Annotated in this window: 27 protein-coding genes and 1 pseudogene; 2 read left to right on the plus strand and 26 right to left on the minus strand. The window is 49.5% G+C overall.

Annotation, left to right across the window (positions count from 1 at the left end; translation table 11 throughout):
- The 9 genes and pseudogenes from HMPREF9412_RS24360 to HMPREF9412_RS24405 all read right to left on the minus strand — a co-directional run.
- The coding region (locus HMPREF9412_RS24360; protein WP_050802853.1) for a manganese efflux pump MntP at positions 1–424 on the minus strand (424 nt) is incomplete at its 3' end.
- A 69-nt stretch (positions 425–493) separates the two neighbouring features.
- Positions 494–1,671, minus strand: a pseudogene (locus HMPREF9412_RS24365) (L-threonylcarbamoyladenylate synthase).
- 574 nt (positions 1,672–2,245) lie between these two features.
- Entirely contained in the window at positions 2,246–2,941 is a 696-nt protein-coding gene (gene spoIIR, locus HMPREF9412_RS24375; protein ID WP_009594552.1) for a stage II sporulation protein R, read from the minus strand.
- Positions 2,942–3,184: 243 nt separating this feature from the next.
- Entirely contained in the window at positions 3,185–4,366 is a 1,182-nt protein-coding gene (locus HMPREF9412_RS24380) for an FtsW/RodA/SpoVE family cell cycle protein (RefSeq protein ID WP_009594539.1), read from the minus strand.
- 312 nt (positions 4,367–4,678) lie between these two features.
- Positions 4,679–5,866, minus strand: coding sequence for an FtsW/RodA/SpoVE family cell cycle protein (locus tag HMPREF9412_RS24385; protein ID WP_009594521.1), 1,188 nt, complete (start codon positions 5,864–5,866; stop codon positions 4,679–4,681).
- Positions 5,867–6,003: 137 nt separating this feature from the next.
- Complete coding sequence (gene prmC / locus HMPREF9412_RS24390) at positions 6,004–6,894, minus strand: peptide chain release factor N(5)-glutamine methyltransferase (RefSeq protein ID WP_009594472.1); 891 nt, start codon at positions 6,892–6,894, stop codon at positions 6,004–6,006.
- Positions 6,895–6,898: 4 nt separating this feature from the next.
- Positions 6,899–7,966, minus strand: coding sequence for a peptide chain release factor 1 (gene prfA / locus HMPREF9412_RS24395; protein ID WP_009594489.1), 1,068 nt, complete (start codon positions 7,964–7,966; stop codon positions 6,899–6,901).
- Between the two features lie 224 nt (positions 7,967–8,190).
- Positions 8,191–9,291: a redox-regulated ATPase YchF gene (ychF, locus tag HMPREF9412_RS24400; protein WP_009594506.1), complete on the minus strand. Its 1,101-nt coding sequence runs from the start codon at positions 9,289–9,291 to the stop codon at positions 8,191–8,193.
- Positions 9,292–9,388: 97 nt separating this feature from the next.
- Complete coding sequence (locus HMPREF9412_RS24405; RefSeq protein ID WP_009594516.1) at positions 9,389–9,631, minus strand: hypothetical protein; 243 nt, start codon at positions 9,629–9,631, stop codon at positions 9,389–9,391.
- Between the two features lie 18 nt (positions 9,632–9,649).
- Here HMPREF9412_RS24405 and HMPREF9412_RS33725 point away from each other — a divergent pair, with 18 nt between their 5' ends.
- Positions 9,650–9,973: a helix-turn-helix domain-containing protein gene (locus tag HMPREF9412_RS33725; protein WP_083829998.1), complete on the plus strand. Its 324-nt coding sequence runs from the start codon at positions 9,650–9,652 to the stop codon at positions 9,971–9,973.
- 222 nt (positions 9,974–10,195) lie between these two features.
- Entirely contained in the window at positions 10,196–10,393 is a 198-nt protein-coding gene (locus HMPREF9412_RS24415; protein WP_036673458.1) for a YqaE/Pmp3 family membrane protein, read from the plus strand.
- Between the two features lie 74 nt (positions 10,394–10,467).
- Here HMPREF9412_RS24415 and HMPREF9412_RS24420 read toward each other — a convergent pair whose 3' ends face one another.
- From HMPREF9412_RS24420 to HMPREF9412_RS24500, 17 genes are all read right to left on the minus strand, one after another.
- On the minus strand, positions 10,468–10,788 hold the full coding sequence (locus HMPREF9412_RS24420; RefSeq protein WP_036673460.1) for a hypothetical protein: 321 nt from the start codon (positions 10,786–10,788) through the stop codon (positions 10,468–10,470).
- 148 nt (positions 10,789–10,936) lie between these two features.
- A complete protein-coding gene (locus HMPREF9412_RS24425; protein WP_036673463.1) occupies positions 10,937–11,245 on the minus strand; it encodes a holin in 309 nt (102 codons plus the stop codon).
- Position 11,246: 1 nt separating this feature from the next.
- Complete coding sequence (locus HMPREF9412_RS24430) at positions 11,247–12,044, minus strand: peptidoglycan recognition protein family protein (RefSeq protein ID WP_036673466.1); 798 nt, start codon at positions 12,042–12,044, stop codon at positions 11,247–11,249.
- The gene (locus HMPREF9412_RS24435; RefSeq protein ID WP_009594467.1) at positions 11,989–12,456 is read right to left on the minus strand and encodes a phage holin family protein; all 468 of its coding nucleotides are present in this window, start codon (positions 12,454–12,456) and stop codon (positions 11,989–11,991) included. The genes HMPREF9412_RS24430 and HMPREF9412_RS24435 overlap by 56 nt, the downstream gene beginning before the upstream one ends.
- A gap of 95 nt (positions 12,457–12,551) precedes the next feature.
- Positions 12,552–12,683, minus strand: a complete 132-nt coding sequence (locus HMPREF9412_RS33610; protein ID WP_009594470.1) for a hypothetical protein — start codon at positions 12,681–12,683, stop codon at positions 12,552–12,554.
- A 47-nt stretch (positions 12,684–12,730) separates the two neighbouring features.
- Positions 12,731–13,168: a hypothetical protein gene (locus HMPREF9412_RS24440; RefSeq protein ID WP_009594549.1), complete on the minus strand. Its 438-nt coding sequence runs from the start codon at positions 13,166–13,168 to the stop codon at positions 12,731–12,733.
- Between the two features lie 14 nt (positions 13,169–13,182).
- Positions 13,183–14,871, minus strand: a complete 1,689-nt coding sequence (locus HMPREF9412_RS33470) for a phage tail-collar fiber domain-containing protein (RefSeq protein WP_009594509.1) — start codon at positions 14,869–14,871, stop codon at positions 13,183–13,185.
- Between the two features lies 1 nt (position 14,872).
- The gene (locus tag HMPREF9412_RS24455) at positions 14,873–15,433 is read right to left on the minus strand and encodes a phage tail protein I (RefSeq protein WP_009594482.1); all 561 of its coding nucleotides are present in this window, start codon (positions 15,431–15,433) and stop codon (positions 14,873–14,875) included.
- Entirely contained in the window at positions 15,426–16,538 is a 1,113-nt protein-coding gene (locus HMPREF9412_RS24460; RefSeq protein WP_009594474.1) for a baseplate assembly protein, read from the minus strand. Before HMPREF9412_RS24460 ends, HMPREF9412_RS24455 begins: the two co-directional genes overlap by 8 nt.
- Entirely contained in the window at positions 16,535–16,876 is a 342-nt protein-coding gene (locus HMPREF9412_RS24465; protein WP_009594497.1) for a lysozyme, read from the minus strand. Before HMPREF9412_RS24465 ends, HMPREF9412_RS24460 begins: the two co-directional genes overlap by 4 nt.
- A complete protein-coding gene (locus HMPREF9412_RS24470; RefSeq protein ID WP_009594536.1) occupies positions 16,873–17,271 on the minus strand; it encodes a phage tail protein in 399 nt (132 codons plus the stop codon). Before HMPREF9412_RS24470 ends, HMPREF9412_RS24465 begins: the two co-directional genes overlap by 4 nt.
- On the minus strand, positions 17,268–17,732 hold the full coding sequence (locus HMPREF9412_RS24475) for a phage baseplate assembly protein V (RefSeq protein WP_009594461.1): 465 nt from the start codon (positions 17,730–17,732) through the stop codon (positions 17,268–17,270). The genes HMPREF9412_RS24470 and HMPREF9412_RS24475 overlap by 4 nt, the downstream gene beginning before the upstream one ends.
- Position 17,733: 1 nt before the next feature.
- The gene (locus HMPREF9412_RS24480) at positions 17,734–18,765 is read right to left on the minus strand and encodes a phage late control D family protein (RefSeq protein WP_009594510.1); all 1,032 of its coding nucleotides are present in this window, start codon (positions 18,763–18,765) and stop codon (positions 17,734–17,736) included.
- Positions 18,766–18,772: 7 nt separating this feature from the next.
- On the minus strand, positions 18,773–18,979 hold the full coding sequence (locus tag HMPREF9412_RS24485) for a tail protein X (RefSeq protein WP_009594499.1): 207 nt from the start codon (positions 18,977–18,979) through the stop codon (positions 18,773–18,775).
- The gene (locus tag HMPREF9412_RS31825; RefSeq protein ID WP_009594542.1) at positions 18,976–21,387 is read right to left on the minus strand and encodes a phage tail tape measure protein; all 2,412 of its coding nucleotides are present in this window, start codon (positions 21,385–21,387) and stop codon (positions 18,976–18,978) included. Before HMPREF9412_RS31825 ends, HMPREF9412_RS24485 begins: the two co-directional genes overlap by 4 nt.
- Positions 21,388–21,595: 208 nt before the next feature.
- A complete protein-coding gene (locus tag HMPREF9412_RS24495) occupies positions 21,596–21,925 on the minus strand; it encodes a phage tail assembly protein (protein ID WP_050802854.1) in 330 nt (109 codons plus the stop codon).
- Between the two features lie 22 nt (positions 21,926–21,947).
- Positions 21,948–22,469 (minus strand): phage major tail tube protein, encoded by a 522-nt coding sequence (locus HMPREF9412_RS24500; protein WP_009594523.1) that lies wholly within the window; start codon positions 22,467–22,469, stop codon positions 21,948–21,950.
- Positions 22,470–22,473: the final 4 nt, after the last annotated feature.

Raw genomic sequence — 22,473 nt, forward strand, 5'->3', positions numbered from 1 at the left:
TCACGATCAGCAGCACATCATCCACGAACATCCCGAGCGAAACGCCTACCGAGAAGGAATCGATGCTGACGCTTAGCGAAAACAACAGCATGCCCAAGAACGCGGTAGGATGAATGCGCTGACCTTCCCCGCCCCGCCAAGCATTATACAGCATATGCCCGCCCAGCAGGAGGAGCAGCCCGCCTGCCGCAAACCCTGTGACGTGCCCCAGCAGCATGCCTACATAGCGGCCGGCAAACAAGCCGGCCAGCGGCATAAGCATGTGAAACAACGCGATCATGAAGCTGATGCCCAGCATATGGCCTAAACGCATGCCGCCTCTCATTCCGACTCCGATACCAAGCGAAAATGCGTCTAGCCCGAGTGCAACCGCCATCAGCAGAATCGCCGCAAGCTGTCCCGATTGGACAGACGCCTCCAACATCCCCATTCCCCCAAGTCCCATGGTCTTGTACACCATATGCGGACAAGGGGGAAATCATGCTAAAACCGTTCAATCGGCATCTTCATGGACGTGGATGATGTGATGTCCCGCGGCCTTCAGCAGCCGGTTCATGACGGCTGCGCCAAGCCCCTGGTCCGGGCACGCTTCGGCCAGGATGAAGGTCGCGCCTTCTTCGTCGAAGCGGCGCAGGCCGGCGTACAGCCGGCGGGCCGCTTCCTCCGGCGCGGCCAGGCTGCCGAGCGAGACGGCAACGTCCGCAGCGTAGTGACCGATGTGCTCGTCGAACGACAGCACGCCGGTCACCTCACCGCGCCGGGCCGCCGCCTCGAGCTCGGCCGCGATGCGTGCCGACACCGTATCGGCACGCGGGCCCTGCACCACGCACATCGCACCCTTCGGTGCGTAGTGCGTGTACTTCATGCCCGGCGAGCGCGGCGCCGGGCTCTCCGCCTCCCCGGCGGCGCGCTGCAGCGCCGGGTCCTGACGCACGCTTGCCGCCACCGCGGCAAGCTGCTCGGCCGTGACGCCGCCCGGGCGGAGCACCGTGACGGCACCGTCTTCGCCGACCTGCACCACCGTCGACTCGACGCCCACCCCGGCCGGGCCGCCGTCGAGCACGCCGTCGATCGCCCCCGCAGATCCTCCAGCACATGGCTTGCCAGCGTCGGGCTTGGCCGGCCGGAACGGTTGGCGCTCGGTGCGGCGAGCGGACAACCGGCGGCGCTGATCAGAGCCAGCGCCACGCGGTGATCCGGCATCCGCACGGCAACCGTATCGAGTCCGGCCGTCACGCGAGGCGATACGGCGCCCGGTTTCACGGGCAGCACCAGCGACAGCGGTCCGGGCCAGAACGACGCCATCAGCGCCCGTTCCGTCTCGTTCACCTGCTGGACCAAGCCGTCAAGCTGAGCCAGCTCCGAGATGTGCACGATCAATGGATTGTCCGACGGCCGACCTTTGGCGGCGAAGATGCGCTCGACCGCCTCCGTATTGCCGGCGTCAGCACCAAGTCCGTACACCGTTTCCGTCGGAAAAGCCACCGTACCGCCCTGTGCAAGCACCTGGCCTGCTTCGTGCAGCGCCTGCTTCGCTTCCTTCTCCGACCCGAGGCCCTCCTTGGAGAGGGAGCTCGAGACATGCCACAGTTTGGTTGGTTTCGATGCAGCATTCCGGGAGCCTTGTTCCCGCTGCAAATTGCGTTCCTTGTCATTCCCGTTCTGTTCCATACCTATCCCAAGCTTTCTGTATATGAAATATATAAACATCCAAACGCGTTTTGCCTATACTCCAAAAGAAAAAGCGCTTCTCGTTCTTCAGTCCCGTGCCGGTTCCCATGGAAACCGGTCGCGCCAAAGAGAAAGCACTCTTCTAGAGGTTGTTCAAAAATTCCGCTTTTGATAAGAAAACCCCTCATCGAAGCCACTTCAAGGATGAGCGACCGCGATGCATAGGTAGGTTTTCTTGCGATATAGAATTTCATCAACTCCGTTGATAACTTATAAATCCTATATCTAAGACGAAGCGAATCAAGAAGCAGCTCGGCTTCGAATCTTGAATTCAGCCGGGCCTAAGCAGATGCTTTCGAAGTTATGTTTCCTCCGGAAACATCTTAGGTGCTCACGTACCCAAAACGTACGCTCCACTCCTCACGTCCCTAGCTTCATCCAACTGAAGCGTTTTGAAAAAACGCACATCGGAAGCATTAGCTTCGGTGCTGAAAATCCACCTTTTTGAACACGTACTTCTTCATCCAAGTTTATCATACCCTGTCCGTATTGGAAATCCATACGCGGGATCATCCTAGAACAAGCTTGCCACCCAATTCCAGAGGCCCAGGAACATATCCCACAGGAAGAAACGGACCTCCGGCTCGCTTTCGCTTGCCTTCTTCGGCGCTTCCTCCGGAGAAGCGTCACCCGCATCGGCGGACACCGTTTGGATCCCCGTCTCTACAGGCTGGGCTGCCGCATCCCCGCTGCCGCCGTCGATGAAGCAAAGCGGCGGGAACAGGACGCACCACCAGTTTTGTCCTTGGCCTTCGCCTAACGTAATCCGCAGCGCATCGTAATCGCCCGCCGGATACACCGTGCCCCCGTACAATTTGGTCGGGAACGGCACGACGCCAAGCTCTACATGGTAATTGTAAGTGATTCCTCTTTTTCTCAGCTCTTCACCCACCAGCTGACGGATTTCCGGAAGATGCTGCCGGGTTAATGCCTTGGCGTCTTCCAGGCTTTGCGGGTTCTCCAGCTGCAGGACCCACAACTGCATTTGCTCAACGACCGCGTCACGAATCTCTCTTTTGACGAGCTGATCGGACGGGTTATCTGAATTCGCGAGAATGCGAAGCCGTATCGATTCTTGAGGGATCGGACCGCCGACAACGGAAGCATCGATCTGCTGTCCCTCCCAAGCCATGATGACCATAAACATGCAGGATAAGAGCACAACCATTTTTTTTACGATAATACGGAGGGTTTCACTATAATTTTTCATCTCGGACAACCGCCTCTCTATGAACGAAACTCTATGATGCTATCAGTATGTCCGCCTGAAAAAGATATAAACGTGGAATCTAGCAAATCGAAAAAAATTCATAGATTGGCGCATCACGACTTTGACAAAAAAAAGATGCCGTCCCCATGGGAACGGCATCTTCTCATACAAATGACGATTCGGTTTTGGTTATATTCATAATAACTGCACCCAGACCGCGGCGAAGTTCCACCCGACCATCATCTAAGCCTGCTGCTTAGCGGCCGCCGGGCGATAAGCATGCGGATCCGGCATATCTTCCTCCACTTCCTGACCATGCAGCTTGACGCTCATGGCGACCCCGAGACTCGCCATACTAATCACAAGGGACGTTCCCCCGTAACTGATAAAGGGCAGCGTAATCCCCGTCAGCGGCATCAAGCCGATAAACATCCCGATATTCTCGAAGATCTGATATAAAAACATGGCCACGATTCCTATGATTAGAAACGGCCCCGCACGCTCCCTGGATTCCAGGGAGATCAGGATCAGCCGATGGATCAGGATGAAATATAACAGAAGCAGGACGGAGGAACCGATAAAACCGAACTCCTCGGCAATCTGTACGAAGATGGAGTCGGAGTACGCATAAGGCACCCGGCCCGACTGGATCGACGACCCCTGCATGTAACCCTCGCCGCTCATCCCGCCGGAGGCGATGGCAAGCTTCGCATTCGTTGTATGATAGCTGGCCTTGGCGGTCGCTTTCTCCGGATACAGCCACGGATCAATCCGTTCCACCCAGTGCGGCTTCAGTATTTTTGATTCCAGCAGTTCATCATGATAATGAATGTAAGCCTGGGCGCCGCCGAAGGCCACTCCTGCCACCAGCACAAGCCCGATCAGCGCGTGGGAGAACTTGACGTTCCCGATCCAGAGCAGCCCCAGCAAAATGATGACATAGCTAAGCGCGTTACCCAGGTCATTCTGAGCCATGACGAGCACGAAAGGCACGAACGCCAACAGTCCGATCGGAACGACGTCCTTCCAGAAGGACAGCAGCGGTTTGTTTTTTCGCACCAATACAAAAGAAAGAAATATGATCAGGATCAGCTTGAACAATTCAGCAGGCTGTATACTTAAACTGCCAATGTAAATCCAGCCTTGGGCGCCGTTAATATCCTTACCGATAAACATCACGAGGACCAGCACGGCTAAACCGCCTAAGTATATATATTTGGCATATTTAATCAATAACCGGTAATCCAGCAGGCTAATTCCGAAAAAAGCCATGAAGCCGACAATGTAAAAAGCAATCATGCGAATATGAGAGCCTTCGAACTTGGTGTCGACGGTCGTGCTGTATATGGACGTAATGCTGATACCCATCATCAAAACCAGTACGAAAACAATAACGTAATCCATCTTCTTGAATTTCTGAAGCATGCTTTGATCCCCCTGTGCCCGGAGACACGAACCCCCGGTTTGCCTATACAGGCATATAACGATTATTCGAAAAGAAAGTTTGCCTTGGCCTTATCGTCGTTGATATTCATCATTCCATAAACCCAAATCTGAAGGTGGCATTACGGTCAAGATTTTCAGGGATCCAGCGATGCAAGCCCCTAATGAATTATTCTAAAAGATTTTCACCGCTAACACAATTCGCGATCCTCTTTCCTGAATACCGGAGAAAAAAACAAAAGAGATGCTGCTTTCGATAGCATCTCTTTTGATTCTAAACTCTAATCACCCGCATTAAGCCTGTTTGGTTGGCGCGGGACGGTATGTTTGCGGATTCGGCATATCCTCCTCCACTTCCTGCCCGTACAGCTTCACGCTCATGGCAACCCCGAGGCACGCCATATTAATGATGAGCGACGTTCCGCCGTAACTGATGAAGGGCAAGGTGATTCCCGTCAAAGGCATCAAGCCGATAAACATGCCGATGTTCTCAAAGATTTGGTACAGCAGCATGGCCACGATGCCAATGATCAGAAACGGACCCGCTTTTTCCCGGCTTTCCAGCGAAATCAGGATCATCCTGTGAATGAGTATGAAATATAACAGCAGCAGCACGGAAGAGCCGATAAAGCCGTATTCCTCCGCAATTTGCACAAAAATCGAATCCGAATACGTATACGGTACGCGCGAAGATTGCACGGAGCTGCCTTCCAAGTACCCCTCTCCGCTCATGCCGCCTGAAGCAATAGCCAGCTTCGCATTGTTCGTATGATAACTTGCCTTCGCGGTAGCTTTCTCGGGCACCAGCCATGGATCGATCCGTTCCATCCAATGACCGCGGCTCTCCATGAGTTTCGATTCTTTAATTTCATCATGAAAGTGGATATAGGCCTGTGCTCCGCCAAAGGCAATGCCTGCTACCAGCAGCAGCCCGATCAGCGCGTGCGAAAATTTCACGTTGCCGATCCATAACAACCCGAGCAGTATGACAATGTAACTGAGTCCGTTCCCCAAGTCATTCTGAACCATGACGATGGCAAACGGAATGAACGTCAGAAAACCAATCGGTACAATATCCCGCCAGAAAGAGAGCCTCGATTTGTCCTTGCGAATAAGGACATAGGTAATAAATATGATCAATACCAGCTTAAATAATTCGGCAGGCTGAATATCCACGATGCCGAGATTGATCCAGCCCGTGGCATTATTTTTGGTTTGACCGATGAAGGAAGGCAGCAAAAGCGTGATTAACCCTCCGATATAGATGTGCAGCGCATATTTATTCCATATTCGATAATCAATCAAACTAAGTCCGAAAAAAGCCGCGAAGCCGAGGATATAAAATACCGCCATTTTAATATGGTGACCCTCGAACCCGGCGGTGTCTAACGTGGCGCTATATATCGACGTGATGCTGACGACCATCAGCATCAGCAGTACAAACACAATGACAAAATCAATCTTCTTCAACTTCTGAAGCATGCTTTCGGTCCCCCTGTGCCCGGAGCCCGTAAACCCCGATGTGCCCATTCAGGCAGAATAACCATCTGGACAAACAAACCCATGTTCATTCTGCAGCCCGTTCTCTATATTTTAAAAGAAATCGGCCCCGAATACAATTAACGGAAAATTCCCAGAACATGCCGGTCAATCCCCGCCAAATCGGGTACCGTGACGATTTCCTCCCAGTGTCCTGCCTTACGCAGCAGCTCTGCTACATCCCCGGCCTGGCCCATGCCCAGCTCAAAAGCGATCAGGCGCGGCGGCGCCGACAGCAAGGACAGCTGCGCCATCATGATCCGGTACGGATTCAATCCGTCCGGCCCGCCATCCAGAGCCGTACGCGGTTCATAGTCCCGGACTTCCGGCTGCAGCTCTTCGATATCCTCCGCCGGAATGTACGGCGGATTGGAGACGAGGATGTCCGGCCCCATGCCGGCGAACGGCTCCAGCAGGTTCCCCTGCCGGAACTCAACCCGGGCGCCCAGCTTCTTCGCGTTCCGCGCGGCAACCTCCAGCGCATCGGACGAAATATCGCTCGCAAACACATCCCATCCCTTTGACTGCAAAGCCAACGTGATGGCGATGGCCCCGCTGCCGGTGCCGATGTCGACAACCTTCAGCCCTCCATCCGGTCGCGGGGTAAGCTCCTGTCCGTACTTCAGCACCGCTTCCACGAGCAGCTCCGTTTCGGGGCGCGGAATAAGAACCGCCGGCGTGACGTCGAACGGCCGGCCGTAAAACTCCTGTTCGCCGATAATGTACTGCGCCGGAACACCCTCCGCTTTGCGAGTGATTGCTTCTTCCAAAGCGAGGCGGCGGCCCTCAGGAAACGGATCCGTGAGCGCCATGTAATATGAGGTTCCCGACAGTCCGAGCACATGCTCCAGCAGCAGCTGCGCATTCCGCTGCGGCTCCATCACCCGCATGCGGTCTAAAAAAGAAGAAGCCTCCACAAAGGCTTCCCTGATGCTGCGCTTCGGCGTCAATTCAAATATCGTCCGCTTCAAAGCGTTATACTCCTTTTTCCATCATTTCAGCCTGCTCCGCCAGGGTCAGCGCCGAAACGATCTCTTCAATCTCCCCGTTCATCACTTGATCCAGCTTGTGAACGGTAAGTCCGATCCGATGATCGGTCACGCGGCTTTGCGGGAAGTTGTACGTCCGGATCCGCTCGCTGCGGTCACCGGTGCCGACTTTGCTCTTGCGCTCCCCGGCGTACTTCGCTTCTTCCTCTTGACGCATCATATCGAAGATACGGGCGCGAAGCACCTGCAGCGCCTTCTCCTTGTTGGAGTTCTGCGATTTGCCGTCCTGGCATGTAGCCACGATGCCGGTCGGAATATGCGTTACGCGCACCGCCGACTTGGTGGTGTTAACGGACTGACCGCCTGCGCCACTGGAGCAGAAGGTGTCCACGCGAATATCCTTGTCATGGATTTCGATGTCCACTTCTTCCGCCTCCGGCATAACCGCCACGGTGGAGGTGGAGGTATGGATGCGGCCGCCGGATTCCGTGGTCGGAATACGCTGTACGCGGTGCGCCCCGCTCTCGAATTTCATTTTGCTGTAAGCGCCGCGGCCGTTGATCATGAAGATCACTTCCTTGAACCCGCCCAGATCGTTGGTGTTGACGTCCATCAGTTCAACTTTCCAGCCCTGGGTATCGGCATAACGGGTATACATCCGGTACAGGTCGGAAGCGAACAGTGCCGCCTCGTCGCCCCCGGCTGCGCCGCGAATCTCGATAATGACGTTTTTATCGTCGTTCGGGTCCTTCGGCAGCAGCAGAATCCGAATTCTTTCGGCCAGCTCTTGCTCGCGCTGGGTGAGCTCCTCGATCTCCATTTTCACCATTTCGCGCATCTCGTCGTCCATCTTTTCGCCCTGCATGGTTTTGGCAGCTTCGAGTTCTTCAATGACGTTTTTATATTCAACATAAGCCTCATAAGCAGGCTGTAAATCGGATTGTTCTTTGGAATAATCCCTGAGCTTCTTGGAGTCATTAGCGACATCGGGATCGCACAACAGCTCGCTCAACTTCTCATAACGGTCCGCAAGGGATTGTAATCGGTCCAACAAAGGAATTCACCTCTCTAAGATATATTCCTGAAGATATGCCATTTCGCACTCCGTTTCGTATGACTCATGAAGTGTAAACGACTTTTTATTTTACCATGAAACGACACGTTTGACTAGCAGGCATTTGACCGAAGAAAGGGTTCTCGCCTTTCCGATCGCTTCAAAAAAACCACGGTCCCATGCACAAAGCGACATGGAGCCATGGCCTTTGAAACCTTCATCGATTACACGTTAAAACGGAAGTGCATAACGTCGCCGTCGTTCACGACGTACTCTTTGCCCTCCAGACGAAGCTGTCCGCGCTCTTTCGCGCCGTTCATCGAGCCAGCGGCAACCAGGTCATCGTATGCGACGACTTCCGCACGAATGAAGCCGCGTTCGAAGTCGGTATGGATGACGCCGGCCGCTTGCGGCGCTTTGGTTCCCTTGCGGATCGTCCAGGCACGCACTTCCTGCACGCCGGCCGTAAAGTAGGTATACAATCCCAAAAGACTGTATGCCGCCTTGATCAGACGGTTCAAACCGGACTCTTCCAGTCCCAGCTCCTCAAGGAACATCGCTTTGTCCTCGCCTTCTAGCTCGGCGATCTCAGCCTCAACCTTCGCGCTGATCGGCACCACGATCGCGTTCTCCGCGGCCGCGAAATCGCGAACCTGCTGCACGTATGGATTGCTGTCGGCTTCCGCAACGCCGTCTTCGCTCAGGTTCGCCGCGTATAATACCGGCTTCAGCGTCAGCAGGTGCAAATCGCGCACGATCAATTTCTCATCGTCGCTCAGCTCCACGCTGCGTGCGGGCTGATCGTTGTATAGGGCTTCTTTCAGGCGTTCCAGCAGCTCCACTTCCTGAGCATACTGCTTGTTGCCGCCCTTCATGTTCTTCTTCGCACGGTCGATCCGCTTCTCGACGCTGTCGAGATCCGCAAGGATCAGCTCCAGATTGATCGTCTGGATGTCGCTGACCGGGTTCACTTTACCGTCAACGTGGGTAATGTTCTCGTCTTCAAAGCAGCGGACTACATGAACGATTGCATCCACTTCCCGAATATGGGCCAGAAACTTGTTCCCAAGACCTTCCCCTTTGCTCGCGCCGCGAACCAGGCCGGCGATGTCGACGAATTCGAAAGCGGTCGGCACCGTCTTGTTCGGCTGAACCAGTTCCGTCAATTTGTCAAGGCGCTCATCCGGCACTTCCACGACGCCGACGTTAGGATCAATCGTACAGAACGGGTAGTTGGCCGACTCGGCGCCCGCTTGCGTAATCGCATTAAACAATGTAGATTTGCCGACGTTCGGCAAACCGACGATACCACAAGAGAGTGGCATATATATCACGACTCCTTATAAACACAGTTGTATTTTAATCTATGCAATTATATATCAAGCTGAAATGATCAACAAGCCATACTGCTGAGCCTGTTGATCATTTCCTATATATTGAGATGCCATCGATTAGCCCTTTTCTATAAGAGACTTCAACAGCATTCCTTATAGCCACCAAAAAGCAATTCTCCAACTCGTACGATTCATTCTCATCCAAATTCACATTTTTCTTTATTATTGTAATAACAGATGAATAAACCTCACCATTCTCATTATGAAGCAATTGATCGTTTATTTCTTCGCACTCAGATTCAATAACAGGTTCCAGCCATTTTACTAACATACCCTTTCCCCCTCTGATATGACTTTTCATGTTGTTTACTGCCGCACTCCTGCATGGTACAATCTACCTCTGACTTACACTAATCACGTCAGAGAAGGTGATAAATTGACTCCCCGGATCGGGAAGAGTCGCCTGCCTGAATGGTTCGCAAGGACTAACAAGAAGCAAGTTGACCTTGCGAAATACCTTAAGGTATCAGAGTCTCATATATCCCAGGTCATTAAAGGTAGTGCAAATCTATCAGTCATTAAAATGAAGATGACCGCTGATTTTTTCGGGTGTTACATGGATGAATTAGTACATTGGGTATACGAAGACTCGGGCGAAAAGGAGCATACATAATGCTCTTCCCATCCGACAAAACTTAAGTCCTAGTTAAGTTTTGTGCAGCACATTAACAACTCCTTCCTGTATAATTCAAATATCGGTTAAATTTTCCTGAACGTCAATCTGTAAAATATGGAATTTACTTGCATTAAATACCTTTTAATATTGACTTATGTAGAAATATTTACCTAGTTCTGTTAGACTAAGTACAAACATTCAATAAAGGAGAAAATCACTATGCGTTATCTTCTTTGCCTCATCCCTCCGCTTGCTATCTTATCCTGTGGTAAGCCTGGACAATTTCTCTTAAACATCATCCTTACCCTGTGCGCTTATGTTCCAGGAGTCATTCATGCAATCCTTGTAGTAAACAATTATAAAGCAGACAAAAGGAACGAGAAGTTGATCCGTGCGATTCAGAATCAACGAAATTAAATCAGCCATGACATTATTGACCTTGCCACGGAGCAAGGTTTTTTCATATTCCCAAGCGTTTGGGAATTTCAATCTTAAAAGAGATTGGAGGGCCTTGCTTCAACAAATGACCAATCACTCCCTCGATACATATACCTATAAGTTGTTCCGTTATGAGCCAAGTATGCTATTTGTCCCTGAGTAGGGTTATCCGGAAAAATAGTTATATTGATTACCTCCCCTTTAGAAGCCTTAGATTTCAGGGCATAAAGGTACCACTTTTCTAGATCAGCGTAACTAGTCGCAAGCCATAATATTTTTTCTTTAGTGCAGTCATCCCAATATCCGCATTCAATCATACCATCTGCTACTGTCTGAGCCAGGATATCCACGTATGGTGAAGATGGAAGAGACATTACAAAAACCTCCTATATAAGAACATTTGTTTGCATTATATCATCCTATAAACAAAAAAAGAACCCCGTCAGCTAAGCCAACGAGGTTCTTTTTACCGATGCTATCGGTTTTGATGTAATTATATTTTGTTTGGAACAATTTGTAAAGTTAAAGAAAATTCGTTTTATTGGTGGAATCGTTATTTTTCGTAGTCCCTTTTCGATCACTGAAAACTAATTCAAAAAAGCCGGTTGCAGATAATCCGGCAAAACCACCAGCCCAAAGGCGTAAAGTCAGGTCGAGATCAGTAAATGGGTAGGCAGCAGCGCCTACTAAAACGCCAATACCTAAGCCAATCCATGGTACAACATTGGAAGGCATATTGATTGTTTTCTTAACAAACTGCACTAAAGCCAATACAATAACGGATAATGTCGTAGCAAAGATCAAAACTGATGTTAATACTTCGTTTTTCATTTTAAACATCCCCTCTCTTAATGATCATCCCGCCGCGCTGAAGGACCGTCAGCAATCGATAAAAGTCATAACTTCCCCCACTTGGCGAGCTGATCAAGCCAGCTGCCATAGCTTCATTAACTGCTGATTCAGCCCATGAAGGAGCCTCCATGAAGTGCAGTTTTTCAAGCTCTGCTATGCGGGCCGATTGTTTTTTGATGGTAGAGCCTTGTTCTTGCAACCCTTTCTTCAGAACGTTTTTACTGTTCTCTAAACTGGCAACTTTCCGTACCAATGCCTCAAATGCAGCTTTTTCAGATGCATTCATGCTATCATCCCTTTCGATTGTTTTACCGTCCACATCATCCCGGAACTTATCCATGTCAATGACGGGGCATGCCTTCCAGCTGTACCCTGGGTATTCGATGTGCCCTTTGATCTGCTGAGCGGAAGGAATGACCTTCCGGAGCTGACGGACCAGTTCAAGCGTCGCCTGGTACTGCTCTGGCGTCGGCTGCTGTGTCCGGAAGTCTCCGACCATGCAAATTCCAAGGGCGTGCTTGTTGCTGTTTCCTACGTGATAGGTGACCTTTTCAGGGTCCCAACACTTGTACACCGTGCCGTCACGCTGGACCACAAAAGGATAGGCGATGCCCGGCCAACCGTTAGTGTTTACGTGATAAGTCGCGAAGGCTTCAGGTGACCCCGTGAAGGTCAGCGAATGATGGATGGCAATCGAACGAATGTCCGTCAGTTTCCGGGTACTATACCGCTTTGTCTTGTGAATCGGGAGTTTCCCCCGAAGATCGACCATTTTCATTACCATCATCCTTCTCCCCACTTATTTCATTAAATTCCTCAATTGCCTTTCTGAATATCTTTGGAACCGGCACACCCATGCGACCCACATTTTCGATTATCGATAACAACTCATTCGCCAAATAAAAAAAGACCACAGCATTTTGAAAATACTGTTGCCCTCCTAAAATGACATCGATGAAATGTGAGATAACAACAAGCCCGAAAATCGCAACCTTACGTGCAATTCCATGATATCCCTTTCTGCTTTTGAGCTCTCCCTTTATCCATGCGGCCGCCCAACCGGTTAACCAATCGAGGACGACAAGCCATAGAAGCAAGTTCATTAACATGTTCCAACCTCCAAACATATACCCGGCCAGTGCCCCCAAAGCTGTGGATATGGTTTTAATTATTGAAGACCATTCCCCCATTCGACCCTTCCTCCTGTCTTTGTCTCTCTATTAAAAAGAGCCCCCGGACCACCCAGGGGCATAAAAAATACGCCTTGCGGCGTTTCTGATGTAAATTATTCTTCGATCAGGAATTCCAGTCCGCTATCAACCAAGATATCGCGTAGACCCGGCTGCAAGCTGGTCGGCACCTCAGTAAACTTGGTTTTGTTCAAGATCACACGCTGAGCAAAAAACATCGCCATCATATCTCCCCCACCTCCTTTCCAGAGTATCCAGTAAAGGAACCGGCGTATCACTGATAAACCTGCATCGCCATTTCTGCGACAACATCTTCAATGAAGTCAGCTCTTTCAGAGAGTGCTGTATTTTGGGCTTTCAGCAAGGTGTTTTCTTGCTTCAAAGCCTCAACCTCTTCCGTTAATGGCTTACGGAATACTGGTGGTTCTTCGGGAGCGTTCGGATCACGGTAGGCGAATTTTAATTGCTTTGTTTCCGGATCAACCCACTGTTCACTAGATTGAGCAAAGTCCTCATCCAACTCGCCATAATTTAATTCAATCACATCAAATGAAGCCTGATCTCTATCCCTTAGTACAGGATAGAGATCAATAATTTCAGCTAGAGGCCGCTCTTTTACATAAGCCTCATCACCTCGTACTGAGGGATGAGATACCAAAATATTTCCTGTATCGATTTCATAAAATATTTTTTGTCCGATTTCCTTGATCATGTGTGCTGGACCTCCTATCTCGCGTAAATGATATAATTCCAGGACCCGGTCCCATAGTGCCATGTGCTGAAAGCTCTTAACGTTAGCGTACCTTGGCTTGGAATATACCAGGTACTTGTATAATCCATATCAGCCGAACTAAACATGAACCTTATAAGGGGGCCATCCGTTTGGAATCCATTCGAGGCATTACGAATCATTCCTAACAATTTAGCATGACCAGTAGCTCCGGTTCCGTCCTGCTGCCAAACAACACAAGCTATGGGTTCAAAACTAACGGGTATGACCATATGAGTTGATGAGGTACCCATATTAATCGTTCCCTGTATGGTTGGCTTACCTTCAATCAGGGTCCCGATAATCCCGCCGATATTCGCCCCGTTACGTATGTTAGATGCGATGAGCTGTGGTTCAGCTGCCGTAACCCAGGATTCACCGTCATAGAAACCCCGTGGAGGTTTTATGAAGAACATATCTCCAGGCCATACCGTTTTTGCAAGTCCTGGCATATGATGGTTTTCCGCACTCCGGTTTGGCATCTGACCAGCTTTTTTAACCCCATCGTCATAACCTGATTGACCAACAAGCAGATACTGAGGGTCTAATACTGCATCCGCCGTATCAACAACGGTGGACTTACCTGGTACACCCAGTACTTTTGCACCTGCCCTGATGTTGTTTGATACAAGGTTAGGATCGTATGCTTGAATTGTCACCTGAGTTCCTGGTGGGTAATAACCACCGTCAATATTAACGTAGGTATCAACATAGGCATCTCCATCTGGGTTCGACCATAACCCTGATTTAAATTGGTTACCTCTTTGCGGCATGGTGCCCGTAATCAAACCGTCTTCCCCTGGAAACGTCTTACCTGCTAACACGTCTGGAGCCGTCGCTGTTCCTACCTCCCCCCCTTCACCCTGTAAGATAAAAGCCGTTCCGTCATAAACCAACGTATAAACGCCGTTCGCTTTGAAGCTGGCAGCATTTCCGCTCGCTTTCAAAACAGACTTTGCACCTAAGCCATCAGGATTGAGAGTAGGCGCTCCAGTGCTTGCAACATTCACCTTAATAACAACCCTTTGGAATGCCTTCAACGTTGTGAGCGCTGGTGATAACGCGGCTGTGTATACTGTGTTTTCATTAACCACGGTACCCGTTGCTTGGCCTGATGGTGTTTCGGCTGCTACAACCTTTTGATCCGTATATTTTTTTGACTCCGAAAGAGCCTCAGCTACATCATCTGGAGTGGCAAAGATCAGTGAACTGTTTATCACAGCCGATACATTCTGCGCCTGACCAAACGTGACGATCATGTCGATTGTCTTTTCGATGATATCCGCTGTTCCAGCAGGGGGAATATATTCTGCACCGCTGCCGGAGTTGCCATAAGCATACAGAATTTCTCCATCGTCTGGATCTTGGGCAAAAATCCCGATCTCCCTAAAATAAAATCCCGTGGTTACATCCTGGTTAGATAGAACCGCCCCGACAATTGCTTGTGCTGGTAGCTGAGTCTTTAACCTGGTGATCGGGAGAGACTTCTTTTCACTAATCAACCGGGTCAGGGAGGGTATTGACTGGCCTGCAAGCTGTCCATCTCCCACACCCATCCTAGTAAATCTAAGCTCCACTCCGGTTTCAGCCTTTGCTTGCAAATTACGGCCTTTGTTTGTCTGAATAAGTCCACCAAAAGCGCCCATTTCACACCATCCTTACTGTCATTTTCTCACCCATCCGGAGGACTCCAGCAAAATAGAGATTCATAGGTTCCGATTGTGACAGAATAACTCGCTCCAGATGAGCGCTTAACCTCTTCACTGATTCGACCGCCCTATAAAATTCCTGGGCCTTCTCCTGTGTCACTTCGGGGTTATTTGTAATGACCTGAAAGTATCCCCGTTCTCCCCCATACTCGAACCATTCCTCCACTTTGCCCTCGCCAAAAAGGATGGCCACCAATTCCTCCACCGCTGCCGGAGTGCCTTTCCGTCTGTGAAATCGAATTGCATTTTTTACGAGCTCTCGTTTTTGACCAATCGGAAGGCTTGTATCATAAAAATCAACATGCAGCTCCCAAGCCAGCTCATCAGCCTCGACATCCGTCAATTCATCTAGCCGGTCATATCGTGAGAGCTTCGATATCGCCGTTGTAATGCTTTTGAGCTCACCATCAAGTGATTTCGCAGCTGCCTTAAGCGCTGGGTCTCTTCGAAGATTCGGGGGCAAGAGATCGAGCATACTAACATTCGAGATCTCAATCATCCGCAAGCCCCCCAAAATCAAAAGTGACTTGAATTTCTCTCGCAACTTGAAGCCTGGTTAAATCAATAAATGAAGGCTCCATAACACTAACGCGCAGTGCTCCAGCGGCCATAACACGCTTTATAAGCTCCGAGGGATTGATGTCCCGCCCGAGCTTGGATTTTTGCCATAGACGATATTCTGTAATAGCATCTTCAACGCTGCGTTGAATCAATGTGGAATCTGCTGCCTTTTCCCTGCTGATCCAATAGGTCAGTTTGATATTGTAATCCACTGGCTCTGGGGGTTGTACAGTCACACGGTCCGTTAATGGCCTTACCTTGCGGTCGCTCACAACAGCAGATACCGCGTCCATGACATCCTGAGTCGGCAGCTCGCCGCCAACCAACAAAGGAATCAATACAACTTCCACTGGTGAAGGGGATTCAACGCCAACATCAATTATGGCCGAACTCGCCGTCTTAGCCCAATACTCGTATGCGCCATCCGGTCCGGCTACGCTGAACGATTCCGGAGCTGTTCGAATACGTTCACGATAGGCGTTATCAGATTCGAGGGCCGCGCCTCCAGAACTTTCGGAAATATTCGTTACACTTTGCACAAAAGGAATAGGGTCGATCAATTCCGTCAATTGTCCCGGTAAAAACCCATTTCCATCTATTCCAGGAATCGAACACTCGGCAGGTACTTTTCCGGATACCTCTCCAGGCTTAATCTCCAGGACGTTAACGGTAATGAAGAACAGCTCCCCTCCACCGCCTTGTGGACCAACTCTCGTTCCTGCTGGTATGATAACCGCCGATGTTAACGGCATAGATAACTGAAACTGAACTGTTGTCCTGGCTGGCTCTGCTTGCAGGCGAGCTGTATCATACATTTCGCCCTTTGCTTCTAACACTTCCCCAGTTGCATATCGTAGAAGACTTTGCTTGGCCGCCTCATTGATCAATACTTTTTGCTGAACAATGATCTCACATAGCGACAAAATAAAAAGGCGTTCCGGATCAGCTGGGTACAGCTGACGGCCAGTTATCGCCTCGTGCATCTTGAATATGTTATCGATGGTTACCTGTGGGTCATCGTCAATGAACTTGATCTCGCTCACCCGGAATCCCCTCCTTCGGCAATTCTAAACTTGATAATGGGCAGCAAACGACCATTCATCTTGTCTTGTTCATTCATGTGAAATTGGATCTCTGTAATTTCAGCCCTGGGCTCTTGTTCCATAATGGCCATCGTGATTACACCGCTCAATCTTGCCTTCAGGATTGGCAATGGCTCATCGACGATTTCATAATCCAAACCGATAGATCGGGCAAACGGCGCTGATCCGTACGGTGTTGTCAGAATCGTCCGGATGTTTTGCGTGAGTTCTTCGGCCAAGGTGGCCGGACGGAAGTTCATTTTCGCTGGCCTTGTCATATCTACGATGTATTCGCTCATTTCACGTATTCCTCCAATGAGATATTCACCGTTGCGGCCAAGATGTTTCCGAGGTGATCAATATTCGACCACGTTTGTTCCAATGACGTAATCACAAATAGCCCAACGCCGACTCCCTTTCCTCCAATGACTAAAGGTAATGCCTTCCCTTTGCGATCCAAGGCTGTCAACCGATCTAATTCTTTACGTGGATTCATACGATATCGCGCATCGAAACGCATCGTGAAGGATACCGTATCCAAGCCAGGCCCAATCCACTGTGATATTGGTTTCTTGCCAAGCACCTCATGCTTTGCCCAACGTGACGAGCTGCTTCGCGTGAATTCGTTGAATGTACGTATCGTTTTTTCTGAGACGACGAAAACGACGTCTCCCAAGTATCCGATTTTGTTCACAGCGCTTCACCTGCCCTTGTGATCGAGTCGGTTGCAATGGATTTCGTCTTGAGCGATTCTGATGTTATGGAGCCCGTCACCGTTAGATCTCCTTCGATCCGAACATTACCGGCAGCTTTAACGTGTAAACTGCCTGAAGCCTGGTCATAGAAGACATAACTTCCATCCTCAAACCAGGTACCAACCTGATCTTTGTTTGAGACAGGAGGCACGTCCTCGTCTGTATAGTAGCTACCCAAGCAAAATCCATTCTGTATGCCGTTCCCAAGGAAAACACATAATGCGCTCTCTGATACTTCCGGCAATCGGTACGCTTTCGCCTTGGTGCTGTAAGGGACAATAACAGGAAGATCGCCCGAAACCAGATTATCTTTGTCCTCAAACACCACCCTAACGGTATGCTTTTTAACATCGACAGAGGAAACCATTCCGATGCGGATTAGATTTTCAATGACGCTCATCTTACCACCCCAATACTGGCCGTATCGTCATATTCGTGACATAGCCTGAACTTCCTATTCCGTGGCTTACATTCACTACTAAATATTTGCCGTCAAACGTACCATAGCCCTCGACCTGGATCGTCACCCCGGCAGCGATACGAATATCGCCAACCACACTCAAACTCGCTTCACCCATTTCGCGGTTCTTCTCGCGAAGCGCATTCCTTGCCTTTCGGAGTGCCTCCGCTTCGCTGTCTACCTGTTCGTTAATTTTCAGAACAGGACCGATTTTGGGAGCGCCTGGCGGCGAATATTTAACCTTAATTGTCTTCTTCGATTTAGCCTTGGAATAACTAATTTCGCAGGCGACATATGATGCATACGACGAGCTCCAATTAAAATCATAGGATAGAATTCGATCTCTCCCACGCTTGAACGTAGCCACCACCGGCAATTTTTCGAATTCAAAATCATCGAAAAGCACGAGTTGCTTGCCCGATATTTTGACGGACAGCCCTTCCGCTTTAGCTTGTTCAAATAAAAAAGCCAGATCGGAAACTTCCGTTTGATCCAGCCTGTCATACGTTGGATTTACAGGGGCGTTATAGCTCAGCTTCAGACCTGCCCGTTTGGCGATCTCCCCCGCAATCGTTTTTAGCGTGGCTTTTTCCCATGCTTTTGTACGCTTCTCCTGCCGAATACTAGAACCAACGCCCAGGCTAACTCCTTTAATGGATACCGTGTCCGGCGCGCCGGTTAATTGAAATGAATCAACCTCAAAATCACCAAGCGGCAGCTTTTTTACCTCCCCTTCTTTTTCCCAATGATGCGTGCGGATTTCAGCCTTTAAACTGTCACCAGGTAAGGGCATCCAATCCGGACTTTGCCAAAGATTGTTTCGATCCTGCAAATTAATCTGAAGGTCATCCAGCTCCCCTGGAGGGGCATCCGTGTACGTGAAATCAAGCAAGTCCTTAGCGACATCTAAGGAAAGATCAAATCCGTTATACGACAAAATAAGCTCGGCACGTCTAGCCTCGATGGTTTTCATCCCTGCTTTATCCCTCCCTTTTCCACGGTGGCAAACTGCTGGATTGCCCAACCGGGTAAGGTGGAATCATCAATGTGATTCCACCTGAAAACACGGTTGTACGCATATACTCCGGATTAGCTTGCATGAGATAGGTGACATGCTCTTCCTCACCATAAACCTTGAAGGAAATGCTGTCCCAGGTATCCCCCTGTATGGTTGTGTACGTCGTCATGCAAAACTCACCCTTTGCTTTTGTTTCGTGTATTTCTTCATACGCTGCTCGAAGTCATCATGCTGAATACGTGTAATCTCTTGGGCCTTCTCCTTCGAGACGTCTCCACTCCAATAGTTTTTAGGCGAATACGTAATGTAGATCGGGCTGGAACCCGCAGCTGCTGAAGGTCCGCCCATAATCTGATTGGCCTTATCCAACAAAGCATGTGAACGCGGTTTGTTGTTCAGCGGAATCGCCATTTCGGGGCCAGCCTCGCCAAATATGGAAGGCTTGGTTGCAATACCGCCTTTGGCGAATCCTTCAAGTTCCGGAATCAAGCCAACGTTAAACCCAAGGGTACCGCCGCCTAGCCAATCCGGAATATCGACGCTGACATTATTGATACCTTCTATTGCTTTGTTCACCAGGCGTATAACCGCATTGATCGGTGCAGCGACCAATGCTTTCAGCCCGGCCCATATTCCGCCAAACGTGTCTACAATACCCGACCACGCAAGCGACCAATCTCCGGTAAATACACCGCTCACAAAATCCAAGATCCCGCCAAGGGTCGTCATTAAGCCATTGAACACACCAGACACTGTATCGATGGCTCCGACAACGACGGCTTTAATCACAGGGAAGGCAAAGTTAAACGCACCAACCAATCCGTCAATGATCGGTTTAACTACCGTAAACACAGCGGAAATCGTTTGGCCGATTTTTCCGGCCACCGAAGTAAAGACCGGCACCATACTAGAAAATGCACGGGAGATAGCTGGAGCCACATCATTAGCAAGGAATCCAAACACCTTGGAAGCTATCGGCCAAAGCTTGGCTCCGATATATTGACCAACGGGTAACAAGGCTCGAACAATTTTCGTACCTGCCTGGTATACCCCGATAGCGACCTTCGCCACAACTGGAGCGAATTGTTGAAAAATCTTTTTCCCGGAATCCATAATGCTCTTGATATGAGGTATGACATTGTCCCAGCCTTTAAGGAATTGATCTTTCAAGGACATGATTTCGGAGAAGACACCTGAAAAGCCTTTGCCAATCGCCGCTGCATCACCATCGGACATTCCAAGCATTTTTGCGTAGTTGAACCCAGCCCCGCCGATATCACCGCTGAATAAGCTCTCGAAGATCGGGCCAATGGTTTTTCCAATACCTCCAAAAACCTTATCGATAGATCCACCGATTTTCCCGAAAAAGCTTTGAATGCCGGGCATCGCTCCTTGAAACCAATTACTAAAATCATTTAGCAACGGAAGCACTTTATCGCCAATTGGCATGATGAACGTCGTCATGAGCTGACGACCGATTCCCCGAAAGGCATATTTCACGGAATCATATTTAATTTCCGTGATTTCGCCCATAGTATCCTTGGTCATGTCAAACTGACTACGGGCGGTACCCATGGCCGCAACCACATCTTTTTCAAGATCCTCGAATTGGGTCCCAAAGAGTCCAACACCCACTGCGTTCTTCTTCACAGGATCTTCAATGGATGAAATAGATTTAACAATCTGTTTGAAAGCCGCTTGCGCCTCTGGGCCGCCTTTTGCAAAGGTTTGGGACATCTTTTCAGCATTTAAACCAAGCGCCTGATACGATTCGACTGAAGTTTTGGACATATCCTTAGATCGGATATTAAACTCTTTTACCGCATCCCCGACCTTATCCAAATTAAAAGCGCCGGACTCAAGTCCAGCGCTGAAGGTATCAAACATTTGATCGGCGGAAAATCCCAGCGATGCAAAGTGCGGTGCGTATTCATTTGAAGAGTCAAGCAGCTCGCCAGATTTATCTAAACCCTTTTGAGCACCTTGAGCCATCAGGTTAAAAGCCTGATCGCTCGTAATCCCGAAGTTTTTAACCATCGTATCTGAGGCTTTGACCGACTCCGGAATATCTTCTCCGAACACATCCCGAAAAACAATCGCATTTCGGGCAGTCATTTCGAGCTCTTTGCCCTCTTCCTTCGTGACTTGTTTCGCCTTACTTAACGCATCGGCCAAGTCATTCCAGTTTTCCCCGATGTTTTGATTGTACAGATTCTTTACCGAACCAGACAGAGCAGCCATCTCTTGTTTGCTTGCTCCTGTCGAGGCTTGAAGTTGGTTCATGCTGTCTTGGTAATCCGTAATCGAACTAGCTAGATCCCCGATAGATCCGGCCGCACCTTGGACAAGTGCAAAAGCACCTGAATACTGTGTAACACGGTAAAGAGCCTTTCCGAAATCACCTGTTACCTTGCCCAGCTTACCAAATATCCCTCGGGCTTCTTTCGCCTCTTGGTTCACCGATTCCAAACCATGCTCTACATCTCTTGTTGCATCTCCGGCGGATTTGAACGTTTTTTTGAACGTCGGGCTAATTTGTCCGCCCAAGGCAAATATCGTTTCATACGTTCTAGCCATCCCTAGCCCCGCCTCCTTGCTTTCACCTTACGGCTGGTATTTGGGCTCGGTTTTTGATTCTTCTTTCGTTTTTCGACGTTCTCACAGGCTGCAAGCCAGCCGTCAAGGTCTTTGAGCGGCTGGCTGAGCCAGAACGTTAAGGTTGAACCTGGAATAAGCGAACACAGGATAATTGCCGTTTCGCGCAATTCCTGAACAATATCTCCGCCTATTCCATTGTGATTAAAAAATTGGATGCCAGTTGAGTCACTTGCGTAAAGTCTTTGGCTTTCAAAGATTGGATCAATTCAGGAGTAACGCCCGCTGCTCTTGCTGCTACCGCAACCTGATAATTAATCGATGCGGCCCGAACCATTGGTACTTCATTCGGGTCCATTCTTTGAGCCAGTTTTGCACAATTCATCAGTTCTGTGCCGCCTAGGCATTCAAAATCCAAGTTTAAGGACTTGATTTCATCGCCTTCAAAGGTGATCGGTCGTATCAATTTATAATCTTTACTACTCGCACCGACTTGTGTTTCTTGTTTTTCATTAGTCATGGGTTTTCTGTTCCTCCTTTTATTAAAGCCCTAGATTCTCGCGAACCTGAGCTAGATAATCGACGCCATCAATGATACAAATGAAATTCGTTTTATCAATTTCAACCACAGTCTCGCCGTTGTAGATAATTTTGATATAGAACGTTTCCAGCTCATTCGAGTTATCCATGGTACCACCAACGGATAAGCTTCCGAGTGGCGTTGTTTTCGGCATGCCTCGGATGGTTACGCGAACTGGGATATGAATATAGTTTTGTGTAGCATCTAACGTTTGGATCGAGCCTCTAAAGTCAATTTGCTGCATTTCCTGCCGGGCCAGTTTGAAGTTGGCACGATCCAGCACGCGCCAATTCAGTGTCGTAACCATGGAACCAAAGTGTCCAATCAGCGGACTTTCGATTTCCCCTGGAATGCCTGCCCCGCTGATCGTCTCCGTCAACGACTCCAAATCTGGAAGGTCCACGTCTACAACTCCCAGGTATTCCGATCCGTTGCGATAACCCGTGAAATTCGTTAATCTATCAGGTATTTGTTTGCCAGCCAAGGGT

The sequence above is a fragment of the Paenibacillus sp. HGF5 genome (assembly GCF_000204455.1).
GTDB lineage: Bacteria > Bacillota > Bacilli > Paenibacillales > Paenibacillaceae > Paenibacillus_AQ > Paenibacillus_AQ lautus_A.